15 protein-coding genes are annotated in these 13,715 nt (G+C 72.3%); 9 read left to right on the top strand and 6 right to left on the bottom strand.

Annotation, left to right across the window (positions count from 1 at the left end; all coding sequences use genetic code 11):
- Nucleotides 1–3: 3 nt before the first annotated feature.
- Nucleotides 4–258, top strand: a complete 255-nt coding sequence (locus tag AB0B01_RS02085; protein ID WP_361712039.1) for a hypothetical protein — start codon at nucleotides 4–6, stop codon at nucleotides 256–258.
- Here AB0B01_RS02085 and AB0B01_RS02090 read toward each other — a convergent pair.
- The 5 genes from AB0B01_RS02090 to AB0B01_RS02110 are packed head-to-tail and all read right to left on the bottom strand — an operon-like array spanning nucleotide 228 to nucleotide 5,779.
- Complete coding sequence (locus tag AB0B01_RS02090) at nucleotides 228–1,037, bottom strand: type III pantothenate kinase (RefSeq protein WP_356846641.1); 810 nt, start codon at nucleotides 1,035–1,037, stop codon at nucleotides 228–230. The two genes, AB0B01_RS02085 and AB0B01_RS02090, sit on opposite strands and share 31 nt — an antisense overlap.
- Complete coding sequence (gene nadC / locus AB0B01_RS02095; protein WP_361712040.1) at nucleotides 1,037–2,041, bottom strand: carboxylating nicotinate-nucleotide diphosphorylase; 1,005 nt, start codon at nucleotides 2,039–2,041, stop codon at nucleotides 1,037–1,039. The genes AB0B01_RS02090 and nadC overlap by 1 nt, the downstream gene beginning before the upstream one ends.
- Complete coding sequence (locus tag AB0B01_RS02100; RefSeq protein ID WP_361712041.1) at nucleotides 2,038–3,807, bottom strand: L-aspartate oxidase; 1,770 nt, start codon at nucleotides 3,805–3,807, stop codon at nucleotides 2,038–2,040. Before AB0B01_RS02100 ends, nadC begins: the two co-directional genes overlap by 4 nt.
- The gene (gene panC / locus AB0B01_RS02105; RefSeq protein ID WP_361712059.1) at nucleotides 3,804–4,802 is read right to left on the bottom strand and encodes a pantoate--beta-alanine ligase; all 999 of its coding nucleotides are present in this window, start codon (nucleotides 4,800–4,802) and stop codon (nucleotides 3,804–3,806) included. Before panC ends, AB0B01_RS02100 begins: the two co-directional genes overlap by 4 nt.
- A 35-nt stretch (nucleotides 4,803–4,837) precedes the next feature.
- A complete protein-coding gene (locus tag AB0B01_RS02110) occupies nucleotides 4,838–5,779 on the bottom strand; it encodes a DUF2520 domain-containing protein (RefSeq protein ID WP_361712042.1) in 942 nt (313 codons plus the stop codon).
- 98 nt (nucleotides 5,780–5,877) lie between these two features.
- On the opposite strand from AB0B01_RS02110, the gene AB0B01_RS02115 reads away from it, so the two are divergent.
- The 7 genes from AB0B01_RS02115 (at nucleotide 5,878) to AB0B01_RS02145 (ending at nucleotide 10,088) form a co-directional block, all read left to right on the top strand.
- The gene (locus AB0B01_RS02115) at nucleotides 5,878–7,011 is read left to right on the top strand and encodes a beta-eliminating lyase-related protein (RefSeq protein WP_361712043.1); all 1,134 of its coding nucleotides are present in this window, start codon (nucleotides 5,878–5,880) and stop codon (nucleotides 7,009–7,011) included.
- Nucleotides 7,012–7,270: 259 nt separating this feature from the next.
- Nucleotides 7,271–7,534, top strand: coding sequence for a DUF397 domain-containing protein (locus AB0B01_RS02120; RefSeq protein ID WP_361712044.1), 264 nt, complete (start codon nucleotides 7,271–7,273; stop codon nucleotides 7,532–7,534).
- A 16-nt stretch (nucleotides 7,535–7,550) separates the two neighbouring features.
- Nucleotides 7,551–8,183, top strand: coding sequence for a hypothetical protein (locus AB0B01_RS02125; RefSeq protein ID WP_361712045.1), 633 nt, complete (start codon nucleotides 7,551–7,553; stop codon nucleotides 8,181–8,183).
- Nucleotides 8,184–8,197: 14 nt separating this feature from the next.
- Nucleotides 8,198–8,365, top strand: a complete 168-nt coding sequence (locus AB0B01_RS02130) for a hypothetical protein (protein WP_361712046.1) — start codon at nucleotides 8,198–8,200, stop codon at nucleotides 8,363–8,365.
- Nucleotides 8,366–8,520: 155 nt separating this feature from the next.
- Nucleotides 8,521–9,045, top strand: a complete 525-nt coding sequence (locus tag AB0B01_RS02135) for a BlaI/MecI/CopY family transcriptional regulator (protein WP_361712047.1) — start codon at nucleotides 8,521–8,523, stop codon at nucleotides 9,043–9,045.
- 9 nt (nucleotides 9,046–9,054) lie between these two features.
- Entirely contained in the window at nucleotides 9,055–9,585 is a 531-nt protein-coding gene (locus AB0B01_RS02140) for an amino-acid N-acetyltransferase (protein WP_361712048.1), read from the top strand.
- A 164-nt stretch (nucleotides 9,586–9,749) separates the two neighbouring features.
- Entirely contained in the window at nucleotides 9,750–10,088 is a 339-nt protein-coding gene (locus AB0B01_RS02145) for an Lsr2 family protein (protein ID WP_356846658.1), read from the top strand.
- Here AB0B01_RS02145 and AB0B01_RS02150 read toward each other — a convergent pair.
- Nucleotides 10,067–10,672 (bottom strand): SCO3374 family protein, encoded by a 606-nt coding sequence (locus AB0B01_RS02150; RefSeq protein WP_361712049.1) that lies wholly within the window; start codon nucleotides 10,670–10,672, stop codon nucleotides 10,067–10,069. The genes AB0B01_RS02145 and AB0B01_RS02150 overlap by 22 nt on opposite strands.
- A 452-nt stretch (nucleotides 10,673–11,124) precedes the next feature.
- Between AB0B01_RS02150 and AB0B01_RS02155 the strand changes: the two genes are divergently transcribed.
- Nucleotides 11,125–13,650 carry an ATP-dependent Clp protease ATP-binding subunit gene (locus tag AB0B01_RS02155; RefSeq protein ID WP_356846662.1) on the top strand — a complete coding sequence of 842 codons (2,526 nt, stop codon included), beginning with the start codon at nucleotides 11,125–11,127 and terminating at the stop codon, nucleotides 13,648–13,650.
- Nucleotides 13,651–13,715 lie beyond the last annotated feature (65 nt).

A 13,715-nucleotide genomic window follows, 5' to 3' on the forward strand; every position in this document is an offset into this window, starting at 1 on the left:
GGCATGACCGCGATCGAGCAGTACCTCATCGACACGTACCGGGCCTCCCAGCACGGCGCCCCGATGCCCCCGCCGCCGGGGCGGGACGACGTCGCCGTCGTCCGGGCCGCCCGTACCTACGAGCAGTTCCGGGCCGTCCTGGACGGCCGCCCGGCCCGGCACCCCTGGCACGCCGCCCTGCACCGCCTCCTGACCCGGGCCGGGGAGCACGGGAGGCGGCACCGGCCTCAGTCGAAGTTCGGCGCGTTGCGCTCGTAGACCAGGCGCAGACCGATCAGGGTGAGCCACGGCTCGTGGTCGTCGATCACCGAGGACTCGCCCAGGACCATCGGGGCCAGGCCGCCCGTCGCGATGACGCGGACGTCGTCCGGGTCGCCGTGCGGACCCGCCAGCTCCTTCGCCATGCGGGTGACGACCCCGTCGACCTGGCCCGCGAAGCCGTAGACCACGCCCGACTGCATCGCCTCGACCGTCGACTTGCCGATCACGTTGCGCGGCCGCGCCAGCTCGATCTTGCGCAGCTGCGCTCCCCGTACGCCGAGCGCCTCCATCGAGATCTCGATGCCCGGGGAGATCACCCCGCCCACGTACTCGCCCTTCGCCGACACCGCGTCGAAGGTCGTCGCCGTGCCGAAGTCCACGACGATCGCGGGGCCCCCGTACAGCTCCACGGCCGCGACCGCGTTGATGATGCGGTCCGCGCCGACCTCCTTCGGGTTGTCCATGAGGATGGGGACGCCCGTCTTGATGCCCGGCTCGACCAGGACCGCGGGGACGTCCCCGTAGTAGCGGCGGGTGACCTCGCGCAGCTCGTGCAGCACCGACGGCACCGTCGAGCAGATCGCGATGCCGTGGATGCCGTCGCCGAGCTCGCTGCCGAGCATGGGGTGCATGCCCATCAGGCCCTGCATCAGCACGGCCATCTCGTCGGCGGTGCGGCGCGGGTCCGTGGAGATGCGCCAGTGCTCGATGATGTCGTCACCGTCGAACAGGCCGAGCACGGTGTGGGTGTTGCCGACGTCGATGGTCAGCAGCATTACCGCTCCTCGCGCAGGTCCAGGCCGATGTCCAGGATCGGGGAGGAGTGGGTGAGCCCGCCCACCGCGAGGTAGTCGACACCCGTCTCGGCGTACGCGCGGGCGTTGGCCATCGTCAGGCGGCCCGAGGACTCCAGCACCGCCCGGCCGTGCACCAGCGCCACCGCCTCCTCGGTCTCCAGAGGCGTGAAGTTGTCGAGCAGGATCAGGTCCGCGCCCGCGTCCAGGGCCTCCCGGACCTGCTGGAGGGTGTCGACCTCGACCTCGATCGGCAGGTCGGGGAACTGCTCGCGCACCGCCTGGAAGGCCTCGCGGACACCGCCCGCCGCGATGACGTGGTTGTCCTTCACCAGCGCCGCGTCCGACAGCGACATCCGGTGGTTGACGCCGCCGCCGCAGCGCACCGCGTACTTCTCCAGCGAACGCAGGCCCGGCGTGGTCTTGCGGGTGTCGCGGACCTTCGCCTTGGTGCCCTCCAGCTCGTCGGCCCAGGTGCGGGTCGCCGTCGCGATGCCCGACATCAGGCACAGCAGGTTCAGCGCGCTGCGCTCGCCCGTCAGCAGGTCCCGGGTCCGGGCCTTCACCGTCAGCAGCACCTGGCCGGGCTGGACCCGGTCGCCGTCCTCGACGTGCCGCTCGACCTCGAACTCGTCCTCGCACACCACCGAGAGCACCGCCTCGGCGACCCGCAGACCGGCGACCGTGCCCGCCTCGCGCGCCGTGAAGTCCGCGTACGCCACCGCGTCCTCGGGGACGGTGGCGACGGTGGTCACGTCGACCCCGCCGTCCAGGTCCTCGGAGATCGCCATGTGAGCGATGTCCTCGACCTCGATCGGGTCCAGGCCGGCGTCCGCCAGCAGCTGCGCCAGCGCCGGGTCCAGGCCGCTCTCCTCGCCGTCACCGCAGGCGCAGCCGTCGCCGCAGCCGCCGCCCGCCGCGGACTCGTCGAGCAGCGGAAGCTCCGCGTGCCCGTGCTCGTGGTCGTGCTGTTCGGGGGTGCTCACGATGACTGCTCCTGGCTCAGGGGGTGCTCGGGGTACTGGTGCTGTACGGGCGGAAAGCCCGCGGAGTCGGTGGTGGTGACGACCAGGGCCCGCTTCTCGGTGCGCGACAGCCGCACGACGAGGTGGCGGCGCCAGGCGGCATCGTCCCGGTCAGGGTGGTCCTCGCGCCAGTGGCAGCCGCGGGTCTCCGCCCGCCGCTGGGCGGCGGCGACCAGCACCCGGGCCACGCACAGCAAATTGGTGGCCTCCCAGGTGTCGACGCCCGGTTCGGCGGTCTTCCCGTGGGTCTCCAGGCCGTTCAGGGCGGCGAGGTAGAGGTCCTCCAGGGCGGTCGCGGCGCCGGCCAGCGACCGCGCGGAACGCAGCACGCCCGCGCCGTCCGTCATGATGCGCTGGACCTCGTAGCGGGCCTCGGCCGGCTGGAGCGGGCCCGTCGCGGGCTCCGGGACGACCGGGCCGGTGCCGGACGGGGCGTGCGCGACGATGTCCTCGGCGATGCGCTCGGCGAAGACCAGGCCCTCCAGCAGGGAGTTGGAGGCGAGCCGGTTCGCGCCGTGGACGCCGGTGCAGGCCACCTCGCCGCACGCGTACAGGCCGGGGACGGTCGTCCGGCCGTGCAGGTCGGTGCGGACCCCGCCGGACGCGTAGTGCGCGGCGGGCGCCACCGGGATGGGCTCGGTCACCGGGTCGATGCCGTGGGTGCGGCAGGCCGCCAGGATGGTCGGGAAGCGCTGCTCCCACATCTCGGCGCCGAAGTGCCGTGCGTCCAGGTACATGTGCCGGGCGCCCTGCTCCTGCATGCGCCGCATGATGCCCTTGGCGACGATGTCGCGCGGGGCCAGCTCGGCCAGCTCGTGCTGTCCGACCATGAAGCGGACGCCGTCCGCGTCGACGAGGTACGCGCCCTCGCCGCGGACCGCCTCCGACACCAGGGGCTGCTGGCCCTCGGCGTCCGGGCCGAGGAAGAGCACCGTCGGGTGGAACTGGACGAATTCGAGGTCGGAGACCTCCGCCCCGGCGCGCAGCGCGAGCGCCACGCCGTCGCCGGTGGACACCGAAGGGTTGGTGGTGGCGGAGAAGACCTGCCCCATGCCGCCGGTCGCCAGGATCACGGCGGGCGCGTGGACGGCGCCGACGCCGTCGTGCTGGCCCTCGCCCATGACGTGCAGGGTGACACCGGCCGTGCGGCCCTCGGCGTCCTGGAGCAGGTCCAGGGCCAGCGCGTTCTCGACGGTCTCGATGCCGGCCGCGTGCACGGCCTCGACCAGCGCCCGGGAGATTTCCGCGCCCGTCGCGTCGCCGCCCGCGTGCGCGATCCGGCGCCGGTGGTGGCCGCCCTCGCGGGTCAGCTCGATCTCGCCGGTCTCGGCGGAGGTGTCGAAGACGGCTCCGGTGGCGATGAGGCGGCGTACCGCATCCGGGCCCTCGGTCACCAGGAGCCGTACGGCGGCCTCGTCGCACAGGCCCGCGCCCGCGACCAGGGTGTCGTCCAGGTGCTGTTCGGGGGTGTCGCCCTCGCCGAGCGCGGCGGCGATGCCGCCCTGGGCCCAGCGGGTCGAGCCGTCGTCCAGCCGGGCCTTGGTGACCACGACGGTTCGGCGGCCCGCGGCGGCGCAGCGCAGCGCGGCGGTCAGGCCGGCGACGCCGGAGCCGACGACCACGACGTCGGCTTCGAGCGCCCAGCCGGGGGCGGGGGCGTGCAGCCGTATGCCGGTGCCGGAACCGGCAGGGCCGCTGCCTGCGGCGCTGGTGCCAGGGGTGCTCACGTGTGTGCTCCGAACTCCAATGGGATGTTGTCGATCAGCCGGGTCGTGCCGACCTTCGCGGCGACGGCCAGCACGGCCTGCCCGGTGAAGTCGGGGCCGACCTCGGTGAAGTCCTGCGGGTCCACCAGCGCGAGGTAGTCCAGGACCAGCGGCGGCTCGTGCCGGCCCGCCTCCTCCAGGACGTGGCGTGCCGCCGCCCGTACGCCTTCCGGCAGGTCGGTGCCGGCGGCGCAGGCCGCCGACACGGCGTGCGCGTCCGCGGACGCACGGATCTCGCCGAGCCGGGCGAGCGCGGTGGCCCGCTCGTCGCTGGCCGGTGCGGCCTCGGCGCGGGCGAGCAGCGCGGCCTGCGCGGCGAGGCGGTCCTGCCCGGCGAACAGGGCGCGCGACAGGGCCAGGGCCGTACGGCGCTCCTGCGCGGACAGGTAGCGGTTGCGGGACGACAGCGCGAGCCCGTCCTCCTCGCGGACGGTCGGTACGCCGACCACCTCCACGGGGAAGTTCAGGTCGGTCACCATCCGCCGGATCAGGGCCAGCTGCTGCGCGTCCTTCTGGCCGAACAGGGCCAGGTCGGGGCGGGTGAGGTGGAGCAGCTTGGCGACGACGGTCAGCATGCCGTCGAAGTGGCCCGGACGGGTGGCCCCTTCGAGCCGCTCGCCCATCGGGCCCGCGCTGATCCGCACCTGGGGGGCGCCGCCCGGGTAGACCTCGTCGACGGCGGGGGCGAACACGGCGTCCGCGCTCGCGTCACGGGCCAGTCGAAGGTCGGCGTCGAGGGTGCGGGGGTAGCGGTCGAGGTCCTCGTTCGCCCCGAACTGGAGGGGGTTGACGAAGACGGTGACCACGACCTGGCCGTCCGGTCCGGCCTGCTCGCGGGCCGTACGGATCAGGGTGGCGTGCCCCTCGTGCAGGGCGCCCATGGTCATGACGACGGCCCGGGGGCCGGCGCCGGAGCGCGGGAGGCCCGCCAGCTCCTGCGCGGTGTCGATCAGCAGGAGATCGCGGGTCGGATCCCGGGTCAGGTCTCGGCTCACCGGTCCGTGCTCCCATCCGCGCCGTTCGCGCTGTCGGCCAGGACCCCGAGCAGGTCCTCGGCGAGTTCGGGCTTGAGCAGACCGTGCGCCAGGGCCCGGTCGGCGGTGGTGCGGGCCATCGCGAGGTACCCGGCCACCGCGCCGGGGGCGTGCTCGCGCAGCTGCGAGACGTGCGCGGCGACCGTACCGGCGTCCCCGCGGGCCACCGGCCCGGTCAGCGCCGCATCGCCCGAGCGCAGGGCGTTGTCCAGGGCCGCGCCGAGGAGCGGGCCGAGCATCCGGTCGGGGTGCTCGACCCCGGCTTTGCGCAGCAGCTCCATGGCCTGGGCGACCAGCGTGACCAGGTGGTTCGCGCCGAGGGCGAGCGCCGCGTGGTAGAGCGGGCGGGCCTCCTCGGCGATCCACTCGGGCTCCCCGCCCATCTCGATCACGAGGGCTTCGGCGGCCAGCCGCAGCTCCTCGGGGGCCGTGACGCCGAACGAGCAGCCCGCCAGGCGCTGGACGTCGACCTCGGTGCCGGTGAAGGTCATCGCGGGGTGCAGGGCCAGCGGGAGCGCGCCCGCACGCCGGGCCGGGTCCAGCACCGCGGTCCCGTAGCGCCCGGAGGTGTGGACGAGGAGCTGGCCGGGCCGGACCGCCCCGGTCCCGGCGAGGCCCTCGACGAGGGAGGGCAGCGCGTCGTCGGGCACGGTGAGCAGCACCAGTTCGGCCCGCTCCAGCACCTGGGCGGGCGGTACCAGCGGCACGTCCGGCAGCATCCGCTCGGCCCGGCGGCGCGAGGCGTCGGAGACGCCGGAGACGGCGACGGGCCGGTGCCCGGCGTGCTGGAGGGCGCGGGCCAGCGCGGGACCGACCCGGCCGGCGCCGACGACGCCGACGGTGAGCCGGGCAGGGCGGTCGGACGGATCCCGTGGCTCCGTCTGATGGGGTGCGTTCACGCGGGGAGGGCCTTCCGTTCCAGTCCGCGGGGGGTACCGGACGATACGCCGCCATGCTAGCCCCTGGGCGTACAGGCCGGTCGGCGATGATCAGGGGCATGAGCGGCGACGAGGAATCGAGGAAGCGGCTGGTCGCGGCGGGGCGCGGGGCGGAGCGGATGCTCTCCCGCAGTCTGCGCGAGCCGACGGTGGGGGAGCTGGTGGCCGAGCTGGTCGGGCTGGGCGTTCCCGATCCGGACGAGCCGGGCGACTTGTACGGGGACGGGGTGGTGGGCCGCCTGGAGCGGCGGGTGGCGGAGCTGCTCGGGATGCAGGAGGCGGCGTTCTTCCCGACGGGGACGATGGCCCAGCAGGTGGCGCTGCGCTGCTGGGCGGGACGGACCGGGAACCCGGTGGTGGCCCTGCACCCGATGAGCCACCCGGAACGGTGGGAGGGCGGTGCGCTGGGGTTGGTCTCCGGCCTGCGGACGGTGCATCCGACGGGGGAGGCGCGCCAGCCGACGGCCGCGGAGGTCACGGACCTGCCGGAGCCCTTCGGCACGCTGATGCTGGAGCTTCCGCTGCGGGACGCGGGCTTCCTGCTCCCCTCGTGGGAGGAGCTGGAGGCGCTCGTGGAGGCGGCCCGCGAGCGGGATGCGGTGGTGCACTTCGACGGGGCCCGGCTGTGGGAGTCCACGGTGCACTTCGGCCGGAGCCTGCCGGAGATCGCGGGGCTCGCGGACACGGTGTACGTGTCCCTCTACAAGTCGCTGGGCGCGCTGAGCGGGGCGGTCCTGGCCGGCCCCTCCTCCCTGATCGCCGAGGCCAAGGTCTGGCGGCACCGGTACGGGGGCCAGGTCTTCCGCCAGTTCCCGCAGGCGCTGTCGGCGCTGGCCGGGCTGGACCGGGAACTGCCGCTGCTGCCCTCGTACGTGGCCCAGGCGCGGATGGTCGCGCGGGAGCTGGAGTCGGCCTTCGCCGCGGCCGGGCTCCCGTGGTTCCGGATCCACCCGCAGCCCCCGCACACCCACCAGTTCCAGGTGTGGCTGCCGTACGGGGCCGACCGGCTGACGGAGGCGGGGGCCAGGCTCGCGGAGGAGACGGGCACCGTGCTGTTCCGCACGTGGTCGGCGGAGGGCGGCGCGCCCGGCATCGCCATGACGGAGCTGGAGGTCACCGCCCCGGGCCTCACCTGGACCCCCGAGGACGTCCACCGGGCCGCCGAGGCCTTCACGGCCCGCCTCCCCCTCTGACCCCCGCACCCGTGGGCGGCCGGGAAGCGCGGCGGAAGCGGGACGGAAGCGGGGCGGGAAGCATGGCCGGGAAGCGCGGGGGCCGGCGCCGGTTGCGGCCGGGCCGGCAGGGGTGCCCGGGGCGCGCGGCGGAGGCGCGGCGGAGGCGCGGCGGAGGCGCGGCGGGGCGGATTTCGCGGAAATCGCCGGTGCGGAGCCCACTCGGCGTTACCGTCCTGCCACGGGAACCACCTGCGCCGTCGACCGGAGGAGACGCTCCATGACCGCTCAACCCGCCTGGCGGAAGTCCTCGTACTGCGGCGAGGGCGAAGCCTGCGTGTACGTGGCCGCCGCCCCAGGACACCTCGTCCGGGTGGCCGACCGGGCCGACCCGGCCCACCTGGTTCTGGCCACCACCCAGGCCGCCTGGACCGCCTTCCTGGACGCCGTCAAGACGTCGGACGGCCCGGCCGGTGCGGACACCGCGGCCGCCCCGCACCCGCCGCGCCGGAATCGCGCCCCTCAGGGGATTTTGTCCGATTAGCGCGTATCTTCGGCCCATGCCCACGCCTTACGGATCCCGCGGCGGCATGGCGTTCAGCGCCGCCGAGCTGCACCTGCTCAGGCGAACGCTCGCCCACGCCCTCCAGTCCTCCACGGCCCCCCTGACGACCTCCGAGGTCCAGGACTGCCTGCGCCTCGCGCAGTCGGTGGACGACGCGGTCCAGGAGGCGGGCCGACTCAGAGAGTTCCTCCTCGCCGACCTCGCGCGCTACCGGGGCGCCCTGCCCGGCAGCCTCCCCGGATATCTGGAGCTGCTCCAGGACGCCCTGGCCGCGGGTTACGAGCCCACCCCCGACGACCTCGCCGCCCTGCGCGCCCTGCGCGGCAACCCGGTCGCCTCGGCGGTGCTCGACCGCTGCCAGGCCGTCGCCGAGCGCTCCGTACGGCGCCGGCTGACCACCACCCCCGCCCCGCGCACCCGGCTGCTGGCCCTGGCCGGCGGCAAGGACAAGGACGAGCCCCCGCGGCCCGCGCCCGCGCCCGCGCCCGCCCCCGCGCCCGGGCCCGTGCCCACTCCGGCCCCCAAGGAGCCCGCGCGGCCGGAGCGGCCCGTCCCGACCCCCGGCGAGGTCTTCCCGCCACGCCGCAAGCCGGCCCCGCCCCCCGGGGCGGACCTGGCCGCCGGGTAGCTACGCTGGGGGCCATGGACTACGTTTCCGCGCTCGTGCCCCCCATCGTGATGGCCGCGTTCTTCATCGCCCTCGTCGTGACGATCGTGAAGAGCCAGGGCGGCGCCAACAAGGCCAAGGAGGACGCGGCGGTCGACGCCGTGCTCGCCCGCGCCGAGGCCGCCCGCCGGCCGCAGAAGTAGCAGCAGGCAAAAGCAACAGCGGCGCGGACGCGGTCCGCGCGCTGCGGTACCGCAGGACATCGGGCGCACGCTCCCCGGAGCGTGCGCCCGATTTTCTTGCGCGTTGCCCCCGCAATAGTCGGGCAATTCCGCACAACCCGCACTATCGTGCTGTTGTGCCTCGCCCCCTGGGAGAACTCGAAGACGCGGTCATGACGCGGGTGTGGCAGTGGAACCGCCCGGTCACCGTCCGGGAAGTCCTGGAAGACCTTCAGCAGGAACGGTCCATCGCCTACACGACGGTCATGACCGTTATGGACAATCTCCATCAGAAGGGCTGGGTCCGCCGGGAAGCCGAAGGCCGCGCCTATCGATATACCGCGGTCTCCACCCGCGCCGCCTACTCGGCCGCACTGATGAACGAAGCCTGGTCGACGAGCGACAACCCCGCCGCCGCCCTCGTGGCCTTCTTCGGCATGATGTCCGCGGAGCAGCGCGAAGCCCTTCGCGACGCCTTCCGGATCGTCGGCTACGACGACGAGTCCGCGCCGGACAGCCACCCGGGCCACCCGGAAGCGGCGCCCGCAGCAGGCCCCGCAGCAGGCCGCGCAGCAGCCCCCGAAGCCGTCGCCGGAGCAGCCCCCGAGGCGCCTCCCGCCGAAGAGGACTCCGCCGAGCGCCCGGCCGGGCCGGGGCGATAGCGTCCGGGCATGGCTGAGTTTTCCGCTGCACAAGCAAAAACAGTGACGATCCGCCGTGCCCGCACCGGTGATGTTCCCGCGCTGCGCCGCCTGCTCGACCAGTACGTGCAGCAGCGGATCCTCCTCGACAAAGCCCCCGTCGTCCTTTACGAGGACATCCAGGAGTTCTGGGTCGCGGAACGCGACTCCGACGGCGAGGTGGTCGGCTGCGGCGCTCTCCACGTCATGTGGGAAGACCTCGCCGAAGTCCGTACTCTCGCCGTCGACCGCACCTTGAAGGGCGGTGGAGTCGGCCATCAGCTGCTCCAGCAGTTGTTGGACACGGCCCGCACTCTGGGGGTCAGCCGGGTTTTCTGCCTGACCTTCGAAGTGGACTTCTTCGCCAAGCACGGCTTCGTCGAGATCGGCGAGACCCCGGTCGCGACCGATGTGTACATGGAGCTCCTGCGTTCCTATGACGAGGGCGTCGCCGAGTTCCTCGGTCTCGAACGAGTGAAGCCGAACACCTTGGGCAACAGTCGGATGCTTCTGCACCTCTGAACGATCACGGCGGCTTTTCCCGTGCTCCGCAGACCTGTGGCCTATGTCCGAATCGCGCACGTTTCCCTCCCCGCTGCGGTCTCGAACCTCTCCCGGGGGGTTTGTGTTTTCCAGGCAAAAGCGGTTTCCTTTCCGCGTACTGCTTTTCGATGAAAGGAAATCCGGTGGCACAGAAGGTTCAGGTCCTTCTTGTCGACGACCTCGACGGTGGCGAGGCGGACGAGACCGTGACGTTCGCTCTGGACGGCAAGACCTACGAGATCGACCTCACCACCGCCAACGCGGAAAAGCTCCGTGGCGCGCTTGAGCAGTTCATCAAGAGCGGCCGCCGCACCGGTGGCCGTGCCGCCGCGGGCCGCACCAAGGGCCGGGCGGCCGCGCCCTCGGGCAACCCGGACACCGCCGAGATCCGCGCGTGGGCCAAGGCCCAGGGGATGAACGTCAACGACCGCGGGCGCGTCCCGCAGGACATCCGCGACGCCTACGAGAACGCCAAGGGCTGACCCGCGGCGTCCCGTAGCGGCGTACGCCGACGCAGGCGGGCCCGGTGGCACTCCGTCGCCGCCGCGGCCACCAGGCGTACGAGATCGGGCCCGTGCGCGGGCCCGGCAGCGCCCTGCCCAGGACCGGGCAGGGACGGCAGCAGTGCTTCACACCCCTGCTCGGGGGGTCGCAGCCACACGGCGGCCCCCCGGGGACTCCCCAGCACGGGATAGCCTGGAGGAACCGGGGCCGTGATCCGGCCTCCCGTACCGACGGCGCCGAGGTCCAGGGCGACCCCGCCCCACTCCAGCCAGTCGAGCAGCCCCTCCAGTTCCTCCGCGCTGCCGGGGGCCACCAGGAAGCGCATCCTGCGCCCCATCAGCGCCACCGGACCGGTCGCGACCGGCCTGCCCAGCAGCTCCGCCCCCGCGTCGGCGGGCAGCTCCAGGACGTCGAACCGGAGCCCGGTGACCAGCTGGGCCGGCGGACCGCCCGCGGTGCTCCAGCCGAGCACGCGCTCGTACCAGGCGGCGTACGCATCGGTATCCGCATCGGGGTACGCATCCTCGGGCGTGACGCGCGGCGGCGGAACGGTGAGGGCCATGCCCGGAGCAACTCCCGAGAGGCTCCCGGGTTACGCTCCGCACCCGACTCGATGCGGAACGTAAAGGTCCATCGAGGCGGAGTCCCACATTCGGGACAGATTCCTGTTCGCCCTCAGCGGAGGGAACCGGTGCCCCCGGCATGGAGTGTCAGTCCTTGCGGGTAAGACATTCCTAGTGGATGGGGGACGACACGCTGATTTGGGCGGGTCCCGTTCGCCATCGGCGTACACCTGTGACGGGTATCTGCCTGGCCTGCGGGAACATCGTCTCGCACCATCGGGTTGGAGCAGTTGTCGGCTGTTGAAGCTGGTTTTCCCCACGCACACGGGGGTGAGCCGCAGACGGATGTCGGCAGTTGGAATGAGCTGTCCCGCCCCGCGGGACTAGCATGCGGAAGGACAGGGCGGGGACCGACCCCGAACTGCCCGACCGCTCTGAGGAGCGATAAACGATGTTCGAGAGGTTCACCGACCGCGCGCGGCGGGTTGTCGTCCTGGCTCAGGAAGAAGCCCGGATGCTCAACCACAACTACATCGGCACCGAGCACATCCTCCTGGGCTTGATCCACGAGGGTGAGGGTGTCGCCGCTAAGGCCCTGGAGAGCCTCGGGATTTCGCTCGAGGCTGTTCGCCAGCAGGTTGAGGAGATCATCGGCCAGGGCCAGCAGGCCCCGTCCGGGCACATCCCCTTCACCCCGCGGGCGAAGAAGGTCCTGGAGCTTTCGCTCCGAGAGGCCCTCCAGCTCGGCCACAACTACATCGGCACGGAGCACATCCTGCTCGGCCTGATCCGCGAGGGCGAGGGCGTCGCCGCCCAGGTCCTGGTGAAGCTGGGTGCCGATCTCAACCGAGTCCGGCAGCAGGTCATCCAGCTGCTCTCCGGATACTCCGGCGGAGGCAAGGAGTCGGCGACGGCCGGCGGCCCGGCCGAGGGCACCCCCTCGACCTCGCTCGTCCTGGACCAGTTCGGCCGCAACCTGACGCAGGCCGCCCGCGAATCCAAGCTCGACCCGGTCATCGGGCGCGAGAAGGAGATCGAGCGGGTCATGCAGGTGCTGTCCCGCCGTACCAAGAACAACCCGGTCCTCATCGGCGAGCCCGGCGTCGGCAAGACCGCCGTCGTCGAGGGCCTGGCCCAGGCGATCGTCAAGGGCGAGGTGCCCGAGACCCTCAAGGACAAGCACCTCTACACCCTGGACCTGGGCGCCCTGGTCGCGGGCTCCCGCTACCGCGGTGACTTCGAGGAGCGCCTGAAGAAGGTCCTCAAGGAGATCCGCACCCGCGGCGACATCATCCTGTTCATCGACGAGCTCCACACCCTCGTGGGTGCGGGCGCCGCCGAGGGCGCGATCGACGCCGCCAGCATCCTCAAGCCCATGCTGGCCCGTGGTGAGCTCCAGACCATCGGTGCCACGACCCTGGACGAGTACCGCAAGCACCTTGAGAAGGACGCGGCCCTTGAGCGCCGCTTCCAGCCGATCCAGGTGGCGGAGCCTTCCCTCCCCCACACGATCGAGATCCTCAAGGGCCTGCGCGACCGCTACGAGGCCCACCACCGCGTCTCCATCACGGACGAGGCCCTCGTCCAGGCGGCGACGCTGGCCGACCGGTACATCTCGGACCGCTTCCTGCCGGACAAGGCGATCGACCTGATCGACGAGGCCGGCTCCCGGATGCGCATCCGCCGGATGACCGCGCCGCCGGACCTCCGCGAGTTCGACGAGAAGATCGCGGGCGTGCGACGCGACAAGGAGTCGGCCATCGACTCCCAGGACTTCGAGAAGGCGGCGTCTCTCCGTGACAAGGAGAAGCAGCTGCTGGCGGCGAAGACCAAGCGCGAGAAGGAATGGAAGGCCGGCGACATGGACGTCGTCGCCGAGGTCGACGGCGAGCTGATCGCCGAGGTCCTCGCGACCGCGACCGGCATTCCCGTCTTCAAGCTCACCGAGGAGGAGTCCTCGCGACTGCTCCGCATGGAGGACGAGCTCCACAAGCGGGTCATCGGCCAGAAGGACGCCATCAAGGCGCTTTCCCAGGCGATCCGCCGTACCCGTGCGGGTCTGAAGGACCCGAAGCGCCCGGGTGGCTCGTTCATCTTCGCCGGCCCGTCCGGTGTCGGTAAGACCGAGCTCTCCAAGACGCTCGCCGAATTCCTCTTCGGCGACGAGGACGCGCTGATCTCGCTCGACATGTCCGAGTTCAGCGAGAAGCACACGGTTTCCCGTCTCTTCGGTTCGCCCCCCGGCTACGTGGGCTACGAAGAGGGCGGCCAGCTCACCGAGAAGGTGCGCCGGAAGCCGTTCTCCGTCGTCCTCTTCGACGAGGTCGAGAAGGCGCACCCGGATATCTTCAATTCCCTGCTCCAGATCCTGGAGGACGGTCGCCTGACCGACTCCCAGGGCCGGGTCGTGGACTTCAAGAACACGGTCATCATCATGACGACCAACCTGGGTACGCGGGACATCTCCAAGGGCTTCAACCTGGGCTTCGCCGCCCAGGGTGACGTCAAGACCGGTTACGACCGGATGAAGGCGAAGGTCAACGAAGAGCTCAAGCAGCACTTCCGGCCGGAGTTCCTGAACCGCGTCGACGACACGGTCGTCTTCCACCAGCTGTCGCAGGAAGACATCATCCAGATCGTCGACCTGATGATCGCCAAGGTCGACGAGCGCCTGAAGGACCGCGACATGGGCATCGAGCTGAGCGGCGACGCTAAGCTCCTGCTCGCCAAGCGGGGCTACGACCCGATCCTGGGCGCCCGCCCGCTGCGCCGGACCATCCAGCGCGAGATCGAGGACATCCTGTCGGAGAAGATCCTCTTCGGCGAGCTGCGCCCCGGTCACATCGTGGTCGTCGGCAAAGAGGGTGACGGCGAAGAGGCCAAGTTCACCTTCCGCGGTGAGGAGAAGTCGGCCCTGCCGGACCTCCCCCCGATCGAGGCCACGGGCTCGGGCCCGGACCTGAGCAAGGGCGCGTAAGCGCCACCGCTCGGTAGGCGTACCAAGGGGCGGGGGGGGGGGGGGCCCGGGGGGGGGGGGGGGGC

The sequence above is a fragment of the Streptomyces sp. NPDC044571 genome, assembly GCF_040647115.1.
GTDB lineage: Bacteria > Actinomycetota > Actinomycetes > Streptomycetales > Streptomycetaceae > Streptomyces.